Below are 22505 nucleotides of genomic sequence, written 5' to 3' on the forward strand. Positions count from 1 at the left end.
ACCTCAAATTTGACCGTGCAGAGCATTTAATCTCTAATGTGGGTTTCCATCAAAAAACTTCAAATCGCTCTGTACGGTGCCTTTTTGTCGATTTAAATGTATATCTAATCACAAAATCATCACCTCTTTTCACTATTTTGCTGTTTTAAGCCGCTTTTGAATTGCTACTGTTATGTTGCTCTTCACTAGGCTTGCCTATTCGCATGCATGAAATGCGCTTGCCTCCTAAGGCTAGGTTACGCGTATTTTCAACTGCTATAAAAACCTTCTTAGCAACACCATAAAGCCTGCTTTCTAAATCACGACAATACTGCGCCAGATCAGCACATGAGGGGACAAATGTTGTTGACATGCCTTTTGCTTCACCACGTATAAGATTTTTAACAGCTTGCAATAAAGACCAGAGTGAAATGCCGTTAAGAGCAGCGATATAAGCCTTTGCACGCGCTTCTACATTCGAAACTTTTTGCATTGTCAAACCACCTTCAAGCACATCAAGAGCCTCTGCTATGTCTTCAACAGACGCTTTCAAGGTAAGTAAGTTTTGAACAGTCTGGTAAGCTTCTAAAGCTTGTTTCTCTAGGGTTTTTGTCAATTGAATGCCATTTCTCAAGGTCCATGGGAACTCCAGAGTTACACATTGCTCTATCTGTTGCACGGTATCTTGTAGAGGCGTCACTAAGCTGTGTTGCACCGATAAGATTACGGATTGTTTCTCCGGTACCACCGCGAGTTTTTTGATCTTTTGAAAAGTTTCCATTGTTTCCACCATTGTTGTTCGTATTTTTTGTTTTTTCTAAATCATCAACCGCCTTGCGTACCCAGTTTCTCCACGTTGCTTGCCAATCGATTTTGGTTGCATTTGCTCCAGCTTTTGAACGCCAATAATCTCGAAATTTTGCGATTTCGACTTTCACGCGCTCCGGAGGCAAACCTTCTTCGATGGCAAAATCGTAATCGGGTTCAAAATCCGTAGGCAATCGACAACCGCGATTAGCTTTTGCTCGTTTTGCTTTTTGGGAAACGTTCTCTTGCTCGTGAATGGGAGGTTGATTGTCTGATGAGGTTTCGATTTGCTCTGATGTGGTCTCAACAGCAGCAACCTCTGTTGGCTCGTCAACCTGTTCGTTTGTTTCTAAACTTTCAGAACCAATTTCTTTTTTTGCTAAAACGATAGTTTTAGTTTTTTTATATATATTCTTATTCTGGTTCTTTATAGCTTGATTTTGCTTAGCGTTTGCTTCAGCAAAAAAAACGTTTTGCTTGTCATTTGCTTCAGCAAAATTATTAACATGTTGTTTTGTATTATTTTTTGCTTGCGCACCTTTTTTACCAGCCTCACTACGAACTTGCGATATGTGCTCTTTTTTATCAGCAAAATCGTTTAGCTCTTCTTCAACGCGCGTATTCCACAAACCATTATCTGTCTCAACAAGTTTATTATTTCTCATGAGATATTCGACAATAGCTGCAAATTTTTTCTGCGAACAATGACAAACGCGTGCAAGCGTTTCAAAATCTTCTTTAATTGGTGCTTTTTTAGCGTACATGCGAACGAGAAGCGTCATATAAGCGCCCCTTTGCTCTAACGTCATTCCGTCTGTACCACTTATCCAGTCATACAAATGGAATCTTATCCATGGCATACCATTAGACATGCGCATCCCCTTCTTTCATTAAATATAAATTAGTGATCATAATCCCCCCTTAAGGCTGTTGCGTATTTATGCGTGCATCATGACAAAGCGTGTTGTGATTGCCTGTCTTGAAAAAATTTTTGTAAAAAAGTACCTTCTCAACGATTCTAAAAAAGTGGGGGGAGTTATGATGCAAGAATGGATAAAGATATTTCTTACAGGTTTTTTGTCATTTATTGCATCTCTTTTAGTGGCTCTTATTTTAAGAAATAAAAACCGTAAAGAAGCAGAATTTTCTTTCACAGTTCGCCACCTAAAACCAGATATCGTAAGCACACCAATCTTTATCATTGAACACACTTCATCAAATCATGCAGAGAAAATACTTGAAACTACTTTTTGGCCCAGCTTTTTACTGCCACTCGAGGAGAGTAGTCTCAAAAGCGGTTAATTTTTTCCATTAAATCTTTTTGTGTTTGAATTAAATCTTTTTGTTTACGTATTATGTTTTCCATTATTTCATCTGTCTCTTTTTCATGCGTTTCCGTCGTTTTATAAAAGTAAAAGCCAGCAAAAAACATGATTACATTGACTATAAAAAACACAATCATCGCTGCCAAACCGTAATCCATTCCCATTCCATACCTCACTTATTTTTCTTCATATTATTTAATGCCTGTTTAAGAGTGTGAATGCTGGTTGATGTTCATTCTTTTCTTCATATTGAGATTGCAACATTTCATTTTGTTCACACGGCTTCATGCAAACAGTGGAGCCCTTGACAAAAGAAGGCGTTGAGAGCGTTGCTTTTTCTACCTCCAACAAATGCTGCAAACGCTCAGGATAGAAAAAATCCTCTGGACGTAGGTCAATGTTGTGCCGTTGAGCATAAGTGAGTAGTTGTGCCTGATAAGTTGAAGGAAACAACCCACCGGCACCGCCTTTTTTCTTGGAGTAGGTTATACGATAAACAGCGCCTTTACATTTATGTAAAATGCGTGCAACCTTTGTGACACCCCCTAAATATTTTATAAGCGTATATGCTGGCTCTTGTTTCATAATAGTATAATTTCATAAATTATGAATTTTATCAATAGTAAAAATTCAGAATTTATTGAATTGATTTTTCACTCAATCTGAAAGAATTTAATTATATGGAACGTGAACAGTTAAGATTATGGCTTAATGAGCAATTAGTAAAAAAAGGACACGGCAGCAAAAAAATGCTGGCTAAGCATTTAGGTGTGTTGCCTTCCACTCTTACCAGCATATTAAATAACTCAGGCACAAACCGCTCGATAAAGGCAGATGAATTAATAAAAATTATTAATTTTATTGGCGAGGTCCCACCTTTTTTAATCGAGGGGTCTGGACAATTTGTTAGTCTTTTTTATCAAGCAAAGCCTGAAGTTCAGCAAGCCGTTTTAACGATTCTTCAGAATTCTGGCCAATCAGACAAAAAATAATAGCAGCTATCACCTTTTTATCCCCATAATTCCAAAGTTTTTTTAGCGTTTCTTCATCCACTATTAGCCTCCATATGCAAAATATTTCATATTTTATGAAATTTATTATTGACATTTTTCATTAAAAATGAAATACATATATTCCATAAACCAAACACAAACAATCGCCAAGAGGCGTTAGAGGGGGGCATTATGGATAAGCCAATTCTTATAAATTCCGATGAAATTTTATTAGTTCATTTAGTTTACTTCGATAGAGATCAACACATTGCAGAGTCTGGACCGCTTGATGCAAGTCAAATTCTAAGCATTATTGATGAGGGAGATGATGTCTTCCAAATCTTTCGTATAAATCCTTCTGAAAATAGTTGTGAAGATATCTCTGAAGAAATTGCAGAAGTATATGTAGAAAAAAATATCGAACATCTCGATGAGGAGAGTGAGGTTCATGACTTTGTACGTGAAAGTGTTGCTTATCATGACCTTTTATCTGATTTAGCAGACGAAAAATATAATGATGAGATTTACGGTACTTACGAACAACAACACCGTTTGCGCCCATGTGATGTGCTTTAAATTCTGAAGGGCGCTTTTAAAAGCGCCCCCTTTAATTCATCAATCCCATCAATATGAGGTTCGTTATGGAAAAGCCTATTGCTATCCAACAAAATACAATCAAACACGAAACCGTTCAAACGGTCAACGCACGTGAGTTACATGCATTTTTGGAAATTGGGAAAGATTTCTCTACTTGGATTAAGGACCGTATTCATCAATATGAATTTGAAGAGGGAAATGATTTCATAAAAACACAAGATTTGCGGTCCCCAAAATTGGGGAGCGCAAAATCTAGAGCTGTTACAGCTATAGACTATCACCTCACATTAGACATGGCAAAAGAGCTCGCCATGGTAGAGCGTAATGAAAAAGGTAAAGAAGCCCGCCAATATTTTATTGAATGTGAACGGTGTGCAAAGAAACCTTTAGACCTTGCAAACGCGTTAGAAGACCCTCTCTTTGTGAAAAAACTGCTTTTAGAAAGCGTCACACAATTAGAGACTTTAAAAAGTGAAGTGAGTACCCTTAAACCAAAGGCAATGGCACTTGAAAGCTTACAGCGTCATGACGGACTTTTTGGTCTTACTGAGGCGGCTAAAATACTCGAGATGCAACCAAAACAGTTCATTCTCTTCTTACAGCAAAAAGGTTGGGTTTACCGGCGTGCAGCAGGTGGAAATTTGCTTCCTTATCAAGACAAAATCCAAAAACAACTTATGGATTGTCCAACCATCACACTTAAAACCGCAAGTGGAATAGAAAAGGTTATTCCTTGCGCAAAAATCACAGCAAAAGGAATTGGTGTGCTGTCTCAAGAGCTTAAAAGACAAAGCATGCATTAAGAGGAGGTTATTATGATAAAAAAGAAATACGAACTGACTGATGAGATAGCTGATTTTTTCGGAAAAACTCTTTACCGCATTCGCGCCTTACGAGACTTTAGAAATATTAAAAAAGGTAACCTAGGCGGCTTTATAGCAAAAGAAGACAACTTAAGTCATGAGGGCGACTGTTGGGTTTGGCATGATGCCGCGGTTTGTGATAACGCTAAGGTTTTTGGTAATGCACAGATATTCGAAAAATCAATAATTAGAGATAATGCCAAGGTTTATGATAATGCCAAGGTTTGTGGTGATGCTGGTGTTGAATACAATGCGCAAATCTTCGGCAATGCACAAATTTATGACAATGCACATGTTTATGGTCTTGTTTATGATAATGCTCGTGTTTTTGGAAAAGCCGTTATATGTGAAAATGCACACATTTCTGGAGATATTAGAATTCAAGATAAAGTATATGTTTTCGATAATATAGATATTTCTGGTAATTTTGAAATTCGTGGAGAAACTTCAATCATCTCCAAAAGTGAATATTCAACAATCTACCCAAGCTACATAAGCCGTTTCTAACCACACAAACAACTTTTAAACACAAGCGTGATTCACGCCACGGGGGAATTGCGCTCAAATAGGAGGAAATCAAGATGAGTGAACAAAACACTAACCTAACAGAAGTTGAAGAAACACATCATGTAGCCGTCAAACCAACTGCTATGGAACGCATTTTAAACAGAGCCTTAGAAAATGATGTCGATATGGACCGTCTCGAGCGTCTCATTGCCTTACGAGAAAAAGAAATAGAACGACAAAACTACGAAAGATTTGCCTGTGATCTTTCGAATATGCAAATAGAATATCAAAAAATACAAAAAAACTCTAAAAACACCCATACAAACAGCCAATATGCAACCCTTGACCAGTACATTGATGCTGTAAAAAATACTCTTGCAAAATACCGATTTGCTTTGTTTTCTCGTATCAAAGAACAGAGTTCAGACAATATAATTATAGAAATGACTTTGACGCATCCGTCTGGAAATAAAATCTCAACAGAAGGAAAGTTTCCTTATGACACTAAAGGATGCAAATCAAATATACAATCGGTTGGTTCTGCAATCACATACGCACGTAGATATCTGTTAGGTATGCTTCTTAATGTTGTGAGTGAAGATGATGATACGGATGGCAACACACCTCTTAAAAAGGCTTTTCCACAACAGATCAATGAAATCAGAAGACTCATCGTACAAACCCAAACAGAAGAAGAAAAAATACTTACTTATGTCAACGTCAAAAAGCTTGACGATATGTCTGAAGGACAAGCACAGACGGTGTTACATCTTTTGAAAGATAAACAAAACAGGCAAAAGGTAGAAACAGATTCTCCTATACAAGATGCCGATATAGCAACGCCACACGAACAGGGAACGGCGGTGTGAAATGGAGCAACGAACAGCAGAATGGTTTCAAGCGCGGCTAGGGAAAGTCACTGCTTCAAACATTTACAACGTCCTGAGTAAGACAGCTAAAGGATTGCCTACCAGCAAATATGAAGACTACAAAATCAAACTCATGACAGAGCGCTTAACAGGGGAAATAAGCCAATCTTATACAACACCTGCTATGCAATGGGGCATTGAACATGAAGATGATGCTCTAAAAGAATATGAATTTATTTATGACACAGAAGTCACAAGATGCGGGTTTATCCCACACCCCAAAATAGAAATGGCTGGTGCAAGCCCTGATGGACTTATTGGTGATGACGGTTTAGTTGAGGTCAAGTGCCCACAATCAATCAACCATCTTCGTTTTTTTATGGATGATGAAATCAAACCTGAATATCTCGCGCAAATGCAATTCCAAATGGCATGCACCGGACGCAAATGGTGTCATTTCATTAGCTATAATCCGCAATTTGTAGGCAGGTCTACTGGTTTGAGAATGAAAATCAAACGCATCCACCGTGATGAGAAACAAATTGAAGAGATTAATAAAGCAGTAGAATCCTTCTTAGCAGAAATAAACCAAGACATGAAACAGATCTTGACAAAAGCTGCTTGAAGTTTGGGGGTGCTCTTCCCCCAGCACCCCCACCCATTTACCAAGGAAATTAAACGTGTGTAACACCAAACATATTATCATACAGCCTGCTAAAGATGAGGAATTTTGTTTTTTTACCATTGGCTATGAAGGGAAGTCCCTTGAGAATTATCTTAAGAGTCTCATAGAAAACAATATCAAAACTTTATGTGATGTTCGTAAAAATCCAATAAGTAGAAAACACGGATTTTCGAAAAGACAATTAGAGAAAGCTGTAAGCAATATTGATATTGAATATATGCATATGCCTGAACTTGGAATTGCTTCTGAAAAACGAAGAAATTTGAAAACACAAAAAGATTATGACCGCCTTTTTGAAGATTATCAAAATACAACTCTCAAGAATAATTCTTGTGCAATAAACAAATTATATCAAATTTTTTTAAATAAAAAGCGCGTTGCAATCACCTGTTTTGAAGCCAATGTATGCATATGCCATAGAGGACAACTCGCATTAGCTCTTACTCAATTGCCTGATTGGAAATATGAAATTGAACACATCTAAAAAATAAACTTACAAACTTTTTACATATGGGGGTGCTCTCTCCTCCCAGCACCCCCGCCCTTTCCTAACAACTTTTAAGTAATGCATGATTCACGCTACGGGTGGATTGTACGCAAATCAAGGCAATAAACCATGGAAAAGAAATACGAAATGACTGATGAAACAATTGAGGTTGATGGCAAAACTCTTCACCGCATTCGTGCACTGAGAGACTTTTCTGATGTCGAGAAAGGTGACCTAGGCGGTTATATAGAGCGTGAAGGCAATTTATCTCATGAGAACTCCTGTTGGGTTTATCATAATGCCAAGGTTTATGGTAATGCACGGGTTTATGGGCATGCCTCGATTTATGATGGTGCAGAGATTTATGACAATGCTTTAATTTATGACAATGCAGAAGTGTATGGTGACGCAAAAGTTTACGGGGATGCGGTAGTTCATCTTGGTGCACACGTTGGCGGCTATACCGCCATATCAACTGGAGAAAAGACCAGATGAGAAAATACGAAATGACTGATGAAACAACTGAGTTTGATGGCAAAACGCTTCACCGCATTCGTGCTTTAAGGGATTTTGATGATGTTAAAGCAGACGACCTAGGCGGTTTTATACAAAAAGAAGACAACTTGAGTCATGATGGCAATTGCTGGATAGGTGATGATGCAAAGATCTATGGTGATGCCAAGGTTTTTGGGGATGCACGTGTTTACGGAAAGGCTCGTGCTTATGGTTGTGCAAGAATTTATGACAAAGCCAAGGTTTTTGGTGAAGCTTATATTGATAATATTTCTGATATTTACGGAAACGCATGTGTTTTTGGTAGTGCATCTGTTACCGGAGAAACCAATATTTTTGGCAATGCGCAGATTTTTGGACATGCTCGTGTTTTTGCCAATGCACAAATCTACGAAAATGCACAAGTTTCCGGTGGTGCATTTATTAGTGGAAAAGCTAAAGTTTATGGAAATGCTAAAATTTATGACAGTCCATTGATTTCCATCAGAGCAAAAGTTGGGGGAAATGCCAAAATCTACGGTTATGCATTTATTCATGGAAACGCAGAGATCATCAATGATGAAATCATCACAACGGGCGAGAGGCAATAAACCATGGAAAAGAAATACGAACGACTAATCTTATAGTGTCTCTATAAGCCGTTTCTAACTCCACAAACCAACTTTTAAACACAAGCATGATTCACGCCACGGGTGAATTACATCTAAAATGAAGGGGAATAAACATGCCACACCGCCCACCTACTATCACGCAACCAGCTATTGCTCGTGCTTTAAGAGAAGCTAAAAAACAAGGGTGTGAACTTATAGAGATAAAGCCTACGGGTGAACTGCTCATTTATCTTAAAGCAGACATCCCAATACCAAACTCATCCGCAAATCCTGATAAATTATTAGATTTGTCAAAAAATGAATATTACGAAGCTTTGCTGTCTAAGATGTGAAGTTGCCGATGCCAAAACCACGCCCCCCTCATCTTGTCAAAGAAATCACACGCCATGGTAAAATTATATGGTATGTGCGTATTGGTCGTGGTCAACGCGTTAGAGTACGTGGAATCTATGGAACACAAGAGTTTGTTGACAACTACAAAAGCGCGCTTGCCCAATTACAAGGGCTTATACTTCCTAAATCCAAAACCGGTAAACTTGTTGAAGGGTCTTTTGCATGGCTTCTTAAACAATATTTTAATAGCATCAATTGGCATAGCTTCTCTAAAGTCACAAAAAGACAGAAAGAACTCATTCTTATGAAGGTGTGTGATTCTATAGGTCACATTCCATACCAAGCAATCGAAAAAAAACATATCTTAGCCGGTGTTGAACGGCGTAAAGAAAAACCTGGAATGGCTAGAGACTTTTTGAAATCCTTAAATGGACTTTTTAAATGGGCAATTGAACAGGGACTTTTAGAAAATAATCCAGCTTTAGGCATCAAAAGACCACCTCTCAAAAACAAAGACGGCTTTCCTGTTTGGACAGAAGAAGATGTTGAGAAATATTATCAAAAATGGGCTTTAGGAACCCATGAACGCGTCTGGATTGACGTTCTTCTTTACACGGGCTTGCGTCGTGGTGACGCCGTTCGTATCGGTTGGAAAGACGTAAAAGATAATATCATTCATCTCAAGACAGAGAAAAGTAAATTCCAAACAGATGTCTTTCTTCCTATTTTACCGGAATTAGCAGAAACACTTAAAATCGGACCAATTGGTGATGAAACATTCATTTGTGGTAAAGAAGGCAAAAAACTCACCAAAGCAAGTTTTGGCACTATATTTTATCATACGTGTACCCAAGCAGGTATCAAAAAATCAGCACACGGTTTGAGAAAATTAGCAGCTACACGCGCCGCAAATTCTGGTGCAACAGTCTCACAATTGAAAGCACTATTTGGCTGGACAGATGATAACATGGCATCTCTCTACACAAAGAGTGCAGACCGTAAAAAACTTTCCCTTGAAGCTATCAAAAAGCTTCAAAAAGGTTAGGGATAGACAGCAAAAAAACGTAATAGAATCAATGATTATAAAATCCCTTACTCTTATAATAAGTTATTGATTTTAATCACCTTTCCTACCCTCTTTGAGTGGTGCGAAACTATAACGATGCAATCCTACAATCGGCCCATATTTATCAAGAGCCACACGGTGCGCTAACGTTGCATAACCTACATGCTTCTCTAAACCATAACCTTTATAAACCTGCCCAGCGCATTTCATCATCCGATCACGGGTTACTTTAGCGATAATAGATGCTGCCGCAATTGAAACTGAACGCTGATCGCCTTTAATCAAAGCGGTTGCAGGACATGGCAACTGGAAAGGAATATCGCGTCCATCAATCAGTGCATAGTGGGCTGGAATTGCTAGTCCTGTAATACAGCGGCGCATTGCTTCTAAAGTTGCTTTTCTAATATCAGAGTGATCAATCGTAAAGGCACAAAGACTAGCAATCGAGACTGCTAATGCACTTTGCAAAATTTCGTAATAAAGTTCAGTGCGTCGTTGGACAGAAAGCTTTTTTGAATCATTCAATCCATCTGGAATATGCTCTTTATCTAAAATAACTGCTGCTGTTACCACAGGTCCAGCAAGAGGACCACGCCCAACTTCATCAACACCCGCTATATGAAAAAACCCCTGTTTCTGCAAATCCAATTCGCATGAAAAGTTTGGTTTAAGCGGTAAATGAAACATATTTGATAAGTTATCGATACGATGAGACATGCATTTATTTTTGCACTCCCACCCGTTTTCTGCAAGCCCTACAGCAAAAATAGCTTACCAATGCATCCCGATGTACCCCACGCAAATGCAAAAAAGAAGAACCGAGATGCATAAAATATCTAACAGAGACCCAATCCCTTAATATTATCCACCACATCTTGTAGCCCATCCGTAAAATTGAAAAACACAAATTCCACGAACTCCCAGCTCTTGCATAAAACTCCAGCATTACTAGACAAATTTTCATTTTATATCATCCAGCCTAGAGTGTTCCTAAAGTTATAACAGGTTTAACAAACCAGTCTGGATGCATCGATTTAATAAAAAGAGCTGCCTTTTGGGCTGCTTGCTGATCTTTAAAAATACCAAAACAAGTCGCACCAGTACCGGACATACGAGAAAAAAGAGCTCCGCTCTCATTTAATGTATATAAAACTTCAGACAGTTTAGGTGCAATTTTTAATGCAGGCACAAAAAGATCGTTACGCGTTTCTTGTAAGAATTCAACCAACGAATAAACCGTCTTGAGAGCCGCTCGATCAATTTTCAGGGGAGGATGATCACACTTCTCTAAAGCCTTAAAAACAGCTTTCGTTGCAATCTGTTGTCCATGGTTAACCAATACTATCGCAAGAGAACAGGCTTCTTTTAGTCGTGTTATATCTTGTCCAATTCCTTTAACAAAAAGCGGTTGCTGATATTCCAAAGCAAACAAACACATGGGCACATCAGCACCAAGGACTAAGCTCATTTCCGCTAATTTGTCACAAGAGCAATCAAGGTTCCATTGCTGACGCAATAGGTTCAAAACACCAGCAGCATCGCCCGAACCACCACCAATCCCCGAAGCAATCGGCAACATTTTTACAAGCCGAAAAAAGGTAGGTTTAGCATATTCAGGAAATGTCTTACGCATAAAATCATGTGCGCGAACAACTAAATTGCCTGTATCAGAAACGAGCCCATCAGAAAAAGGACCTGTTAAAACAAAGTGATCACTCTCAAAGGGCCTACAGCTCAAACAATCACCGCTGAGACTAAAATAGACTAAACTTTCTATTAAATGATAACCGTCAGTGCGCTGCCCCACAACATGTAAAGCTAAGTTCAACTTAATGGGTGTAAATACATAAGAACACCCTTTGAACAAAGCTCGTACATCCGATATCATCTGACGTAATATTCACCAGTGCGAGGATCCTTTACCAATGTGCTTCTTGTATCCACATGTGGTTTAGCTTCTAGACGACAAATATGCTGTAATATCTTCTGTAATCGCTCTCTAAACAAACAAAAAATGTAAAGAGCTATAATACAAATCAAACTCAATACAACCATTCGTATCATTTCAAGTCTTTTTCTCTTTCATAACTGTTTTTAGGCAAAACTATCAAATGAATCTAATATCTATCAAATCATACTTCTAGTTACAAACCATAACGCTGCCAGAGAGCCCGCTCTTGTGCTACCATCAATGCACTATCAACCGCCGTATATACCGCGTTAGCAGTAACTCCTGAAGGCACTTTTGGCCCTAAAAAGCTTTTCGGAGGAGAAATTAATCGAAGCTTAGTATCCTTACCAAACCGCTCTTTAACAACAGAGCGTATATCACTCAACCCATCAATTAGGCCTAGTTCAACACCTTTCTTTCCGCTCCAAAACATTCCTGTAAAAATATTTTGATCATCTGATAGCTTTGTGGCACGCCGCTCCTTAACCAAATCGATAAAAGTTTGGTGAACTTCGAGTTGCAAAGATTTTAAATGTTCAATATCTGCCTTCTTTTCTGGCTGAAATGGATCCAATGTAACCTTGTTTTTTCCTGCTGTATAAACACGACGCTCCACGCCAATTTTCTTCAACAACTCAGGAAAACCAAAAGAAGCTGAAACAACCCCTATAGAACCAACAATCGAGGAAGGATCAGCAAAAATTTCATCCCCAGCACAAGCAATCATATAGCCACCCGATGCTGCTACATCTTCAACAAATACAAAAACCTGTTTATTATTTTCCTCTGCCAAATCACGAATACGCCTGAAGATAAGGCGTGACTGCACCGGTGATCCACCTGGTGAATTGATAACCAGAGCGACAGCCGGCGCTTTTTTATAAGAAAAAGCCTTATCTAAAAGATTCGCACACCTCCCTAATGAAAGTGTACGTGCCACAGGTGAAGCTGACTCCATAATCGCCCCTTGAAGGCGCACTACAGGAATTTCAAGTTTATTAGAACAAAAACGGTGCGGAATAAGATTTTTGATAAAGTCAATCAAAATAAAATTTCCTTTGTAAGTTAGAGGACGCCAAATAAGCAAGGGCACAAAAAAGGGAGAGCATAGCTGTACACAAAAGTGCCAACAAAAGCCCAAATTATATACCCAAGACCAAATTCACCCAAAATTAAAATCTCCTTTAAAAAACTAAAGGTTTACCCTGAATTTAAATAATATACTGGAAAATACAAAATATCACTAAAAAAGTTCCCACAAGCTTATACGCCCATTATTAATTGCATCAATCCGCGATGAAAAAGCATGACCATTACCCTCATGTACAACTAACGGCGGTAATACAGATAAAGCTGCTCGACTTCCTCGTTTTGCATAAAATAAAACACGAATTGCAACTGTGGCAGCTCGCGCGTGAATAGGAATTATATGAATATTACCAAAACGCCCCTCTAAAGCAAACAATATATCACTCAACGATTGCGGACGCGCAATTAGCCCCAAGTATCCACCTGGCTTAACAATTGCTGCTGCACTTCGCAACCAACTCTCAAACATCGCCTCAGGCATAACATGGGCCTCAGACTTCTGCTCATCAGGTGTTTTGCGATCAGCAGGATTATTAAAAGGCGGATTCATAATCGCAAAATCAAAAGTATTATCTGCTAGACCTGCTTTTAAGCGTGCTTTACCTTTAAGGGTAATATCTGCTTCTAACAAGCAAATTCGGTCAGCAAGTTTCTCATTTTGTTTTAGCAGAAGTGTTTTTTGAGCATAAGATGCCATAAAAGCCGACCGCTCAACCAATGTAACATGAACCTCTAAACAACGTGAGGCAACAGCCAATCCTGCAGCACCTGCACCAGCACCTAAGTCAACAACCTTACCCTTAAAATCATTAGGGACTAAACTAGCTAACAACATAGCATCCATACCAGAACGGTGACCATGTAAACGTGGCTGAACCAAATAAAACTTCCCACGATGAAATGCATCAATTGTTTCATCGCTATGATTCGTTATTTTATTCATTTGCAAGCTCAATATTCATCCGCATAACCTAAACCTTTACCTGTAAACCGTTGTCTAAACACAGCTGTTTCAAATTTCTCCCATAATTTCATAACAATGACATTGACCTACGCCTAAAAAAATATTCCTTGCAAATATCATTCAAAACTTCTGCTTCAAAGCGGTATCAAAGCTTGAGTCAAAGTAAAACCCCCTTTATGCTATGGGCAAAAATAAAATTCATATATGTCCACTGCATTGCTCTAGGAGTAAATATATTGAGTGCTGCCATAAAACCAAATCAAATAAAAAATAATCAAACTTCTCTTCAATCCCTTGTTAATCTTACCAGAGATGATATGGAACGTGTAAATCACTTCATCCTCTCTATGGCAAAATCAGAGGTTGAAATGATCCCTGAAATTTCTAACCATCTTATTTCATCAGGTGGAAAACGATTGCGCCCAATGATCACGTTGGCTTCCGCTCATATGTTTGGTTATCAAAATGAAGGACATATAAAACTCGCAACAGCAGTTGAATTTATGCATACCGCAACTTTGCTACATGATGACGTGATCGATGAAAGTAATTTAAGACGCGGAAAATCTACTGCAAGAATGGTTTGGGGAAATCAAGCAAGCATACTGGTTGGTGATTTTCTGTTGGGGCAAGCTTTTAAAATGATGGTCGAAGTTGGTTCTATAGAAGCGCTCTCTGTTTTAGCAAACGCTGCAGCAATTATTGCTGAAGGAGAAGTTATGCAACTTTCTGCCGCAAAAAATATAGAAACCAGTCTTTCAGATTATCTCAAAATCATTAACGCAAAAACAGCTGCACTTTTTTCAGCAGCCGCTGAAGTTGGACCAATTATTGCCGAATGTGAACATGAAGAGCGTTTTGCATTGCGCGAATATGGAACATTGCTAGGGTTAGCTTTCCAATTAATTGACGATGCACTTGACTATGGTGGAGCTGCTAAACATATGGGGAAAAATACAGGTGATGATTTCCGAGAAGGTAAGATTACGATGCCTGTTATCCTTGCACATGCTCGGGGCAATACGATAGAAAAAACATTCTGGAAACAAGTTTTTGAAAACGGCAATAACAATGATGAGGCCTTCGCATACGCGCAACATTTAATAGAAAAATATGATGGTCTCACAGATACAATAGAGCAAGCGCGCACCTATGGAAAACGTGCAATTGATGCTCTTGCTTCAATGAACGAAAGCCCCGCTCACAATGCTTTAGTTGAAACTGTCGACTTTTGTATTGCACGCGTAAACTGATTATTTGCAAGAATCAAAATATTTTTCAACAAAGTAACCAGATATGATTTATAAACTGTACAGTCGATTGATTATCTTAAAAAGGATTAGCTCTATGCGCAATGCGATAGTATCCCGTTTTTTTACTCTCTTTATCGCGGGTATTATGCTAATATTATCACCCACCTATAGCACAATTAATGCCGCAATCAATACAAGCTCATTTACAGGTGCCTATCTGGCTGGGAGGGTTGCAAATCATGAAAACAAAACAGATCTTGCAATCAATTATTTTAAACAAGCTCTCGTTCATAAGCCTGATAACATTGAAACACAAATAGAAATACTCGAAGCGATGCTCTTTTCTGGTGCTTTTAAAGAAGCTGTTAAACAGGCCCGAAAATTGAAAGAGCAAGGTGTTATGACACCCTTTGTTTCTTTGACGTTATCGATTCAAAACTTCATCCAAAAAGACTACAATAATGCCAAGCTTCTTCTGCAATTAAAAGCACCTCCTACACCCAATAATCCAATACCTGAATTAATTCATGCTTGGGCCACATTCGGATCTGGGCAGCAATCTCAAGCAATCGCTGTTCTTGAAAAAATCCAAGGACCTGCTTGGTATGATTTTTTTATACGTTATCATCTTGCACTCATGTGTGACTTAGCAGGACGTAAGCAAGATGCAAAAAAATATTTCACTCAAGCACTCAATAACAAACAGGGGACTCTTATAGCCCCAAATACTTATGAACGTATTATTATGGCCTATGCGTCATTCCAATTGCGTCATAAAATGCGCAATCAAGCTATTGAGACTCTTAAACATGGCGAACAGGTGCTATCAAACCGAGAAATACTCAAGAACATTCGAGAAAAAGTTGAAAAAGGTACTTCCTTAGAAAGGATTGTAAAAACACCTCAACAAGGAGCTGCAGAGGTATTGTATAACTTTGGAACAGCCCTCAACCACAAAAACTCAGGGCGAATTGCACGTATTTTCAAACAATTATCTTTAGCCTTATACCCTCAAAATGATGCAACACTGTTTCAATTGGCAAATATTTCTGCCAAACTGAATGATCGCAATCAAGCAATTAAACTTTACCGCGCTTTACCATCAAGCTCTCCTTATTATAGAATCGGACAATTACAGCTTACTTTCATTCTTGCAAATAACAATAATTACAATGAATCTATCAAATTACTTACGTCATTAAAGAAAAAATTCCCCAATGATCGCCATATTTTGATAACGCTCGCTGCTTTTTACATGCAAGACAATAAATTTAACGAAGCTACCAAAATTCTGGATCATGCTATTGCAAAGATAAAAAATTTTCAACGCGATGATTGGAAACTCTTTTATCAGCGCGGTATCGCTTTCGAGCGTTTACAAAAATGGCCACAAGCTGAACTTGATTTACGAAAAGCGCTTGAATTTTTTCCTGATCAGCCGCAGATCCTTAACTATCTAGGCTATTCACTTGTTGAGCGTAATCAAAAACTTGAAGAATCGCTCCATATGCTGCAAAAAGCTTCTGCGTTACAATCGCAAAATAGTTATATCTTGGATTCTCTAGGGTGGGCTTATTACAAGCTTAAACAATACAACAAAGCTGTTCAAATATTGGAGACTGCTGTCAAGTTACAGCCTGAAGATCCAACATTGAATGATCACTTAGGTGATGCCTATTGGCAAGTTGGACGTAAACGTGAAGCAATATTTCAGTGGAACCATGCAATTGATGGAGAAGCAAAAAATTCTAAGAAAATCCAAGAAAAACTGAAATTTGGCTTGCAATAAACAATGATGCTTGACCATAAACATATGAAACAATAGACAAGTATAAAGGTTGAAATTTCTTTGGTCGCTATCTGTAGATCGAACATTAAAGAGTGTAAAGCGTGAAACTGCCTGAATATCTAAATCCTACACGTTCCTTTCAGGGACTTATCTTAACTTTGCAAAATTATTGGGCTCACTATGGATGTGCGATTTTACAACCTTACGATATGGAAGTCGGAGCGGGAACTTTTCATCCAGCAACAACACTACGCTCATTAGGACCGCGCCCTTGGAAAGTGGCTTATGTTCAACCCTCTCGACGCCCAACGGATGGCCGATATGGTAAAAATCCAAATCGTTTACAGCACTATTATCAATTCCAAGTACTTCTCAAGCCTTCTCCTCCTAATTTACAAGAGCTTTATATAAAGTCTCTACAAGCTATCGGGCTTGATACAAAACTTCACGATATTCGCTTTGTTGAAGATGATTGGGAAAGCCCAACGCTTGGTGCTTGGGGTCTTGGATGGGAATGCTGGTGCGATGGAATGGAAATCTCTCAATTCACTTATTTTCAACAGGTTTGTGGCATTGAATGCGCTCCAGTTTCAGGAGAACTCACTTACGGACTTGAACGTCTCGCAATGTATATCCAAGGTGTTGATAACGTTTATGATCTTAACTTTAATGGTTTGGATGGAGAAAACCAAATAAGTTATAGAGATATTTTTTTACAAGCAGAACAGGAATATTCATATTATAATTTCGAATTTGCTGATACAAAAATGCTGCACCAGCATTTTATTGATGCAGAACGTGAATGCATCGCACTCCTTGAAGCTGGAAAACCAAATAAAGAAAATGGTTCACATCTGTGTGTTTTTCCAGCCTATGATCAATGTATTAAAGCTAGCCATATCTTTAATCTTTTGCAAGCACGTGGTGTTATTTCTGTGACTGAACGACAAAGTTACATTCTTCGCGTTCGCGATCTTGCACGCCGCTGTGGAGAAGCCTTTTTACTCACTGAAGCTGGCCAAATACACACTAACGGAGAAGCATAATGTCTGATCTTCTTCTTGAACTCTTCAGTGAAGAAATCCCTGCTCGCATGCAACGAAAAGCTGCTGTCGACCTCAAGAAATGTGTTACGGATAAACTTACGAATGCAGGCTTGACCTATAAAGCCGCTCGTGAATATTGGACACCCCGTCGGCTAACATTAGACATACGCGGTCTTTCTATGCGCTCAAAAGATATTCATGAAGAACGCAAAGGACCTAGTACAAACTCACCACAGCATGTTATTGATGGCTTCCTACGTGCAACAGGACTGAGAGATATTTCTGAAGCACACATTGTGCATGATCGTAAAAAGGGTGATTTTTATATCGCTAAAACCATCAAAAAAGGGCAAAATGCAGAAGAAATTATTGCCAATATTTTACCAGACATTATTCGCAACTTTCCATGGCCGAAATCTATGCGTTGGGGAAAGGATTCAGAAAAAAGTGGAGCGCTGAAGTGGATTCGATCTTTACAAAACATTCTTTGCGTTTTTGGACCGGAAATTGGTGAAACGCAGGTTATTCCGTTTACAATTGGTTCTCTCAAAAGCAATAATCTAACCTATGGTCATCGTTTCTTAAGTGATGGAAAACCACTTCAAGTTCGCCGCTTTGACGACTATATTACTCAACTTGAAGTCCATAAAGTTATTCTGGATGCGGAAAGGCGAAAGAATATTATTTTGGCAGATGCTCAAAATCTTTGCTTTGCAAACGGCTTAGAACTCGTGCAAGATAGTGCTCTCTTAGAAGAAGTTGCAGGACTCGTTGAGTGGCCTGTTGTTCTTATTGGCGATTTTGATAGATCTTTCCTTGATATTCCTCCAGAAATTATTCGCTTGACCATTCGAGCCAATCAAAAATGTTTTGTAACCCGAAAACAAGGTGAAAAGATCAAGCTTTCTCATCATTTTATTCTTGTTTCTAATATCCTTGCAAGCGATGAAGGCAAAGAAATTTCTAAAGGAAATAGCAAAGTTGTCTGTGCTCGTCTTTCCGATGCACTCTATTTTTGGCAAACAGACCAACATGATTTGCCTGATATCGAAAATTTGAAACCCTCTGTTCAAAAATTTGATCTTGATTTAAAGAAACCTCTTGATCAAAGAATGGCACGGCTTGATCATTTGAAGGTGATTTTTCATGCAAAATTAGGTACGCAAGGTGCAAGAGTAAAACGTATCGCTGCCTTAGCACAAAAAATTGCACCTTTGGTGCAAGCAGATCCTCTCTTAGCTAAGCGTGCAGCAATACTCGCAAAAGCTGATTTGCAAACAGAGGTTGTTGGAGAATTTCCTGAACTGCAAGGACTTATGGGACGAAAATATGCCCTCCTTCAAGGAGAAGATCCTCGCGTCGCTGAAGCAATCGAAGACCATTATAAGCCTCAAGGTCCCAAAGATCGTATTCCACAAGAACCTCTTTCTATAGCAGTTGCATTGGCTGATAAAATTGACATACTCGTCGGTTTTTGGCTCATTAATGAGAAACCAACAGGTTCAAAAGATCCCTATGCGTTAAGACGAGCAGCATTAGGAATTATTAGGCTTGTGCTTTTGCGTGATTGGAAAATTAATCTTATGCCACTGTTTAATCTGGCAATGGATCTTTTCTTACAACAGAAAACAAAATATGAAACATCTCGAATAGAATCTGTACAATCACAGAATCAACTTCTGGAAAAAAAAGAACGTATTTTATCAGACCTGTTATTCTTTTTTCATGAACGTTTGAAAATCTATCTAAAAGAGGAAGGTGCTCGTTATGATGCTATTGAAGCAATCTTAAACAAAGATGCTGATGATTTTTTATTGGTTGCGCGGCGTGTCGAAGCACTTATCGCGTTTATCAATACAAATGATGGAGGCAGCTTTTTAGCTGCTGTAAAACGTACTGTAAACATTCTTGAGAATGAATGCCAAAAGGGTTCGATAATAGCAAATGAAATTAACCCTGAATTCTTTATTGAAGCAGAAGAAAAGCAGCTCTATCAAGCAACCATTGAAATAGAAGAAAAGGTTCATGAGCACATTAATGCCGAGAATTTATCACGCGCACTCAACACGCTAGCGCAACTAGGCAAATTTATCGATACATTTTTTGAAAAAGTATTGGTGAACGATAAAAATTCTCATGTGCGCACTAACCGTCTCGCTCTTCTTAAACGTACCCACACCATTACACAAGCAGTTGCAGACTTTTCAAAACTTGCCGTTTAAAACTTAAATACTCTGTTGAACTGAAAAAAATAATGAAGATAGAATTCTTCTCTTTCTTAGCACTTTTATCAAAGCATTATGAAATCACTTCACCGTGAAGTTTGAGATAAGTTCAAAAATAGCAGAATTTGTAGCGTAAATAATATTTTATTTATTGAGAAGCAAGCTGAGTAAATTATCAAATACAAAAATTGAGAGAGATGAAAACAAAAAGATCCTTGCTCATTTCGAAAAAAAACTCTTTTCCCCAATATTGGCTCTTTGAACTCATCCAATATCTCTAATTAAGATATGTTTTCATCTTTGTAAGAGATTCTTCAACAAGAGACTCCTTAATAAGTTCATTCGCTTTGTTAGAATCTAATTCCTTCGCGATAAGCATGCGTGCTGCAGAAAATGCTAAATCGATAGCGGATGAAGAAACCATGCGTACCGCATCAGCTTCTGCTTGGGCAATTTTTTGCTCTGCCAATTTATTGCGATTCTTAACATACTCTTCTGCTTTTGTACGCGCTTCAGAAACAATAGCCTCAACTTCACGCTTAGCAGCAGCAATAATCTCTTGCGCATCCTTTTCTGCTTCCGCATGTTTGCGCTGATATTCGGCTAGAATTTCCTGAGCTTCTTCACGAAGACGAAGAGCCTCATCAAGTTCATCCTTGATACGTTTTGCTCGTGCATCAAGGTGGCGCACAGCCATTTCTGGAACTTTGAAATAAACCAAAAGAACCAGAAAAAGAACTAATCCAACAAAAGCCCAAAAAGTATCTGTCATCTTTGCAATCCTCAGTAACCTGCTGTTTTAACAGCTGAACGAACAGATTCTTTGCTAACATCAACATCAATTAATTTTTTTACAATTTCAAGAGCTACTTCTTCAGCAATTGAGCCAACATTTTGCATAGCTTTATCCCGAATTTTTGCTATCTGTTTTTCAGCATCTGTTAGCTTTTTCTCTAAACTTGCTTCAATTTCTTTTCGTTCAAGCTCAGCCTTTGCTTTTATCTCCTCACCAGCTGCCTGCGCTATAACATAGGCTTGTGAACGCGCTTCCGCTAATTTCCGTTCATAAGTTTCAACTACGCTATCTGCTTCTTGTTTCATGCGCATTGCTTGATCCAAATCAGACGCAATTCGATCCCGACGTGTTTCAATAACACCACCGATACGTGGCACAATCACACGAGAAATAAAAAGATAAAAAAGCCCAAAAGAAATCGCTAACCAAAAAAGATGTGAACCAAAATGCACAAAATCAAAGGGTGGAAACACACGATCTGCATGCTCTGCTGCATTTTTAATATGCCTCACCGGTGTTTCAGCGTTCTGTGCATAAGCGCTAGAAATAAACATTCTATCTCATCCTTCAAACAGCTTACTAAAACTCTTTATTGAAAACAAATGATAGCTCATTAACGGTTTCTTCCAATAACGGTTTTTTCTAATGCAAAGTCAAAAGAGCATGCCCGCCTTTCATAAAGAAAGCAGGTATACCCCTTTTTAAAATGATTAAACCGCAAAAAGAAGTAACAAAGCAACGAGCAATGAAAAAATGCCCAAAGCTTCCGTCACAGCAAAACCAAAAACGAGACGACCAAACTGACTATCTGCCGCTGATGGATTGCGTAATGCACCAGAAAGATAGCTCCCAAAAATGTTTCCAAGGCCCAAAGCTGTCCCCGCCATACCAAAGCAAGCAAGACCAGCACCAATATATTTTGCTGCAAGCACTAATTCCATATTATTCTCCTTTAAAGCGAAATTGTACCATTCGACGGAAAACCGCCAATTTTATTAATGTCCTGGATGGACCGCATCATTAAGATACATACAAGTTAAAACTGTAAACACGTAAGCCTGAAGAAATGCAACCAAAAATTCAAGAGCAGTAATCGCTACGGTCATGATAAGCGGTAAAATTGAACCACCAACACCCATAATACCTACTCCAATCATTGAAACAATGAAACCAGAAAATACTTTGAGGGTAATATGACCGGCAAGCATATTAGCAAAAAGACGAAGTGAAAGACTAATAGGACGAGAGAAAAAAGAAATAACCTCAATCATCGTAACCAGAGGCAAAATCACAACAGGCACACCACTGGGAACGAATAGTTTCAAAAAACCGATCCCATGCTTATAAAAACCATAGCCAATCACCGTCAAAATCACCAACATTGCAAGTGAAAACGTGATCATAATCTGAGAGGTAATCGTATAGAAATAGGGAAAAAGACCAATAAAATTCGCAACTAAAATAAAAGTAAAGAGGGAAAAAACTAAAGGGAAAAATTGCATTCCCTGCACACCAGATGATTCTCGCAAAGTCGATGCTACAAATTCATACGCCATTTCCGAAAGAGATTGCATCCTTGTCGGAACTAACCCACGACTTGATGATGAAATGAAAAGAAAGACTGAAGTTACAACAACAGTAGCCACTATAAAAAATGATACATTTGTAAACGACAAATCCATATTTCCTATAGAAATATTAATCAGCCGTGAAATCTCAAATTGGTGGATAGGATCTGGAGCGTGCGATGTCACTTAA

Annotated in this window: 27 protein-coding genes and 1 pseudogene; 16 read left to right on the forward strand and 12 right to left on the reverse strand. The window is 38.5% G+C overall.

Annotation, left to right across the window (positions count from 1 at the left end):
- Positions 1–145: 145 nt before the first annotated feature.
- Together QHG54_RS03690 and QHG54_RS03695 are read right to left on the reverse strand one after the other, a co-directional pair.
- Positions 146–532: a hypothetical protein gene (locus QHG54_RS03690; RefSeq protein WP_406604469.1), complete on the reverse strand. Its 387-nt coding sequence runs from the start codon at positions 530–532 to the stop codon at positions 146–148.
- Positions 516–1658 carry a YdaU family protein gene (locus QHG54_RS03695; protein ID WP_406604470.1) on the reverse strand — a complete coding sequence of 381 codons (1143 nt, stop codon included), beginning with the start codon at positions 1656–1658 and terminating at the stop codon, positions 516–518. Before QHG54_RS03695 ends, QHG54_RS03690 begins: the two co-directional genes overlap by 17 nt.
- 166 nt (positions 1659–1824) lie before the next feature.
- Between QHG54_RS03695 and QHG54_RS03700 the strand changes: the two genes are divergently transcribed.
- Positions 1825–2088: a hypothetical protein gene (locus QHG54_RS03700; protein WP_406604471.1), complete on the forward strand. Its 264-nt coding sequence runs from the start codon at positions 1825–1827 to the stop codon at positions 2086–2088.
- Here QHG54_RS03700 and QHG54_RS03705 read toward each other — a convergent pair.
- Both QHG54_RS03705 and QHG54_RS03710 read right to left on the reverse strand, forming a co-directional pair.
- Positions 2075–2275, reverse strand: a complete 201-nt coding sequence (locus QHG54_RS03705; protein ID WP_406604472.1) for a hypothetical protein — start codon at positions 2273–2275, stop codon at positions 2075–2077. The genes QHG54_RS03700 and QHG54_RS03705 overlap by 14 nt on opposite strands.
- Before the next feature lie 42 nt (positions 2276–2317).
- A pseudogene (locus QHG54_RS03710) lies at positions 2318–2696 on the reverse strand (hypothetical protein).
- Positions 2697–2791: 95 nt separating this feature from the next.
- On the opposite strand from QHG54_RS03710, the gene QHG54_RS03715 reads away from it, so the two are divergent.
- From QHG54_RS03715 to QHG54_RS03765, 11 genes are all read left to right on the forward strand, one after another.
- Positions 2792–3103 carry an XRE family transcriptional regulator gene (locus tag QHG54_RS03715; protein WP_375620609.1) on the forward strand — a complete coding sequence of 104 codons (312 nt, stop codon included), beginning with the start codon at positions 2792–2794 and terminating at the stop codon, positions 3101–3103.
- Positions 3104–3295: 192 nt separating this feature from the next.
- Complete coding sequence (locus tag QHG54_RS03720; RefSeq protein ID WP_406604473.1) at positions 3296–3679, forward strand: hypothetical protein; 384 nt, start codon at positions 3296–3298, stop codon at positions 3677–3679.
- A gap of 65 nt (positions 3680–3744) precedes the next feature.
- Positions 3745–4503: an antA/AntB antirepressor family protein gene (locus QHG54_RS03725; protein ID WP_406604474.1), complete on the forward strand. Its 759-nt coding sequence runs from the start codon at positions 3745–3747 to the stop codon at positions 4501–4503.
- Between the two features lie 15 nt (positions 4504–4518).
- Entirely contained in the window at positions 4519–5070 is a 552-nt protein-coding gene (locus QHG54_RS03730; RefSeq protein ID WP_396335813.1) for a hypothetical protein, read from the forward strand.
- Between the two features lie 74 nt (positions 5071–5144).
- Entirely contained in the window at positions 5145–5939 is a 795-nt protein-coding gene (locus QHG54_RS03735) for an ERF family protein (RefSeq protein WP_317993589.1), read from the forward strand.
- Between the two features lies 1 nt (position 5940).
- A complete protein-coding gene (locus QHG54_RS03740; protein WP_317992900.1) occupies positions 5941–6564 on the forward strand; it encodes a lambda-exonuclease family protein in 624 nt (207 codons plus the stop codon).
- Positions 6565–6619: 55 nt separating this feature from the next.
- On the forward strand, positions 6620–7108 hold the full coding sequence (locus QHG54_RS03745; RefSeq protein WP_406604475.1) for a DUF488 family protein: 489 nt from the start codon (positions 6620–6622) through the stop codon (positions 7106–7108).
- A 132-nt stretch (positions 7109–7240) separates the two neighbouring features.
- Positions 7241–7606, forward strand: a complete 366-nt coding sequence (locus QHG54_RS03750; protein WP_406604476.1) for a hypothetical protein — start codon at positions 7241–7243, stop codon at positions 7604–7606.
- A complete protein-coding gene (locus QHG54_RS03755; RefSeq protein WP_330167240.1) occupies positions 7603–8214 on the forward strand; it encodes a hypothetical protein in 612 nt (203 codons plus the stop codon). The genes QHG54_RS03750 and QHG54_RS03755 overlap by 4 nt, the downstream gene beginning before the upstream one ends.
- A gap of 134 nt (positions 8215–8348) precedes the next feature.
- Positions 8349–8567: a hypothetical protein gene (locus QHG54_RS03760; RefSeq protein ID WP_317992898.1), complete on the forward strand. Its 219-nt coding sequence runs from the start codon at positions 8349–8351 to the stop codon at positions 8565–8567.
- A gap of 8 nt (positions 8568–8575) precedes the next feature.
- Positions 8576–9613, forward strand: a complete 1038-nt coding sequence (locus QHG54_RS03765; RefSeq protein WP_317992897.1) for a tyrosine-type recombinase/integrase — start codon at positions 8576–8578, stop codon at positions 9611–9613.
- A 72-nt stretch (positions 9614–9685) separates the two neighbouring features.
- On the opposite strand, the gene QHG54_RS03770 is transcribed toward QHG54_RS03765, so the two are convergent.
- From QHG54_RS03770 to QHG54_RS03785, 4 genes are all read right to left on the reverse strand, one after another.
- Positions 9686–10351 (reverse strand): ribonuclease HII, encoded by a 666-nt coding sequence (locus QHG54_RS03770; protein ID WP_317992896.1) that lies wholly within the window; start codon positions 10349–10351, stop codon positions 9686–9688.
- Positions 10352–10613: 262 nt separating this feature from the next.
- Positions 10614–11522 carry a 4-(cytidine 5'-diphospho)-2-C-methyl-D-erythritol kinase gene (locus QHG54_RS03775; RefSeq protein WP_317992895.1) on the reverse strand — a complete coding sequence of 303 codons (909 nt, stop codon included), beginning with the start codon at positions 11520–11522 and terminating at the stop codon, positions 10614–10616.
- A 256-nt stretch (positions 11523–11778) separates the two neighbouring features.
- Positions 11779–12630 (reverse strand): S49 family peptidase, encoded by an 852-nt coding sequence (locus QHG54_RS03780; RefSeq protein WP_406604477.1) that lies wholly within the window; start codon positions 12628–12630, stop codon positions 11779–11781.
- A gap of 198 nt (positions 12631–12828) precedes the next feature.
- Positions 12829–13617 (reverse strand): methyltransferase, encoded by a 789-nt coding sequence (locus tag QHG54_RS03785; RefSeq protein WP_317992893.1) that lies wholly within the window; start codon positions 13615–13617, stop codon positions 12829–12831.
- Positions 13618–13814: 197 nt separating this feature from the next.
- Here QHG54_RS03785 and QHG54_RS03790 point away from each other — a divergent pair, with 197 nt between their 5' ends.
- The 4 genes from QHG54_RS03790 (at position 13815) to glyS (ending at position 19948) form a co-directional block, all read left to right on the forward strand.
- Positions 13815–14891 carry a polyprenyl synthetase family protein gene (locus QHG54_RS03790; protein ID WP_317994020.1) on the forward strand — a complete coding sequence of 359 codons (1077 nt, stop codon included), beginning with the start codon at positions 13815–13817 and terminating at the stop codon, positions 14889–14891.
- Between the two features lie 94 nt (positions 14892–14985).
- Positions 14986–16680 carry a tetratricopeptide repeat protein gene (locus QHG54_RS03795; protein WP_317992892.1) on the forward strand — a complete coding sequence of 565 codons (1695 nt, stop codon included), beginning with the start codon at positions 14986–14988 and terminating at the stop codon, positions 16678–16680.
- A 101-nt stretch (positions 16681–16781) separates the two neighbouring features.
- Positions 16782–17726, forward strand: a complete 945-nt coding sequence (locus QHG54_RS03800) for a glycine--tRNA ligase subunit alpha (protein WP_317992891.1) — start codon at positions 16782–16784, stop codon at positions 17724–17726.
- The gene (glyS, locus tag QHG54_RS03805) at positions 17726–19948 is read left to right on the forward strand and encodes a glycine--tRNA ligase subunit beta (protein WP_406604478.1); all 2223 of its coding nucleotides are present in this window, start codon (positions 17726–17728) and stop codon (positions 19946–19948) included. Before QHG54_RS03800 ends, glyS begins: the two co-directional genes overlap by 1 nt.
- Positions 19949–20228: 280 nt before the next feature.
- Here glyS and QHG54_RS03810 read toward each other — a convergent pair whose 3' ends face one another.
- The 4 genes from QHG54_RS03810 to QHG54_RS03825 all read right to left on the reverse strand — a co-directional run bounded on the left by QHG54_RS03810 (position 20229) and on the right by QHG54_RS03825 (position 22501).
- On the reverse strand, positions 20229–20723 hold the full coding sequence (locus QHG54_RS03810; protein ID WP_317992889.1) for a F0F1 ATP synthase subunit B: 495 nt from the start codon (positions 20721–20723) through the stop codon (positions 20229–20231).
- A gap of 11 nt (positions 20724–20734) precedes the next feature.
- Positions 20735–21301: a F0F1 ATP synthase subunit B gene (locus tag QHG54_RS03815; RefSeq protein WP_317992888.1), complete on the reverse strand. Its 567-nt coding sequence runs from the start codon at positions 21299–21301 to the stop codon at positions 20735–20737.
- Between the two features lie 156 nt (positions 21302–21457).
- A complete protein-coding gene (locus QHG54_RS03820; RefSeq protein ID WP_004855165.1) occupies positions 21458–21688 on the reverse strand; it encodes a F0F1 ATP synthase subunit C in 231 nt (76 codons plus the stop codon).
- 54 nt (positions 21689–21742) lie between these two features.
- A complete protein-coding gene (locus QHG54_RS03825; protein ID WP_317992887.1) occupies positions 21743–22501 on the reverse strand; it encodes a F0F1 ATP synthase subunit A in 759 nt (252 codons plus the stop codon).
- Positions 22502–22505: the final 4 nt, after the last annotated feature.

This window comes from Bartonella gliris (genome assembly GCF_045277155.1).
GTDB lineage: Bacteria > Pseudomonadota > Alphaproteobacteria > Rhizobiales > Rhizobiaceae > Bartonella > Bartonella gliris.

Coding starts and splice junctions, on each gene's coding strand:
- QHG54_RS03785 (WP_317992893.1), bottom strand. CDS start 13,617: ATGAATAAAATAACGAATCATAGCGATGAAACAATTGATGCATTTCAT.
- QHG54_RS03795 (WP_317992892.1), top strand. CDS start 14,986: ATGCGCAATGCGATAGTATCCCGTTTTTTTACTCTCTTTATCGCGGGT.
- QHG54_RS03705 (WP_406604472.1), bottom strand. CDS start 2,275: ATGGGAATGGATTACGGTTTGGCAGCGATGATTGTGTTTTTTATAGTC.
- glyS (WP_406604478.1), top strand. CDS start 17,726: ATGTCTGATCTTCTTCTTGAACTCTTCAGTGAAGAAATCCCTGCTCGC.
- QHG54_RS03735 (WP_317993589.1), top strand. CDS start 5,145: ATGAGTGAACAAAACACTAACCTAACAGAAGTTGAAGAAACACATCAT.
- QHG54_RS03725 (WP_406604474.1), top strand. CDS start 3,745: ATGGAAAAGCCTATTGCTATCCAACAAAATACAATCAAACACGAAACC.
- QHG54_RS03820 (WP_004855165.1), bottom strand. CDS start 21,688: ATGGAATTAGTGCTTGCAGCAAAATATATTGGTGCTGGTCTTGCTTGC.
- QHG54_RS03720 (WP_406604473.1), top strand. CDS start 3,296: ATGGATAAGCCAATTCTTATAAATTCCGATGAAATTTTATTAGTTCAT.
- QHG54_RS03790 (WP_317994020.1), top strand. CDS start 13,815: ATGCTATGGGCAAAAATAAAATTCATATATGTCCACTGCATTGCTCTA.
- QHG54_RS03775 (WP_317992895.1), bottom strand. CDS start 11,522: ATGATATCGGATGTACGAGCTTTGTTCAAAGGGTGTTCTTATGTATTT.
- QHG54_RS03740 (WP_317992900.1), top strand. CDS start 5,941: ATGGAGCAACGAACAGCAGAATGGTTTCAAGCGCGGCTAGGGAAAGTC.
- QHG54_RS03750 (WP_406604476.1), top strand. CDS start 7,241: ATGGAAAAGAAATACGAAATGACTGATGAAACAATTGAGGTTGATGGC.
- QHG54_RS03770 (WP_317992896.1), bottom strand. CDS start 10,351: ATGTCTCATCGTATCGATAACTTATCAAATATGTTTCATTTACCGCTT.
- QHG54_RS03755 (WP_330167240.1), top strand. CDS start 7,603: ATGAGAAAATACGAAATGACTGATGAAACAACTGAGTTTGATGGCAAA.
- QHG54_RS03695 (WP_406604470.1), bottom strand. CDS start 1,658: ATGTCTAATGGTATGCCATGGATAAGATTCCATTTGTATGACTGGATA.
- QHG54_RS03700 (WP_406604471.1), top strand. CDS start 1,825: ATGATGCAAGAATGGATAAAGATATTTCTTACAGGTTTTTTGTCATTT.
- QHG54_RS03810 (WP_317992889.1), bottom strand. CDS start 20,723: ATGACAGATACTTTTTGGGCTTTTGTTGGATTAGTTCTTTTTCTGGTT.
- QHG54_RS03715 (WP_375620609.1), top strand. CDS start 2,792: ATGGAACGTGAACAGTTAAGATTATGGCTTAATGAGCAATTAGTAAAA.
- QHG54_RS03765 (WP_317992897.1), top strand. CDS start 8,576: ATGCCAAAACCACGCCCCCCTCATCTTGTCAAAGAAATCACACGCCAT.
- QHG54_RS03760 (WP_317992898.1), top strand. CDS start 8,349: ATGCCACACCGCCCACCTACTATCACGCAACCAGCTATTGCTCGTGCT.
- QHG54_RS03815 (WP_317992888.1), bottom strand. CDS start 21,301: ATGTTTATTTCTAGCGCTTATGCACAGAACGCTGAAACACCGGTGAGG.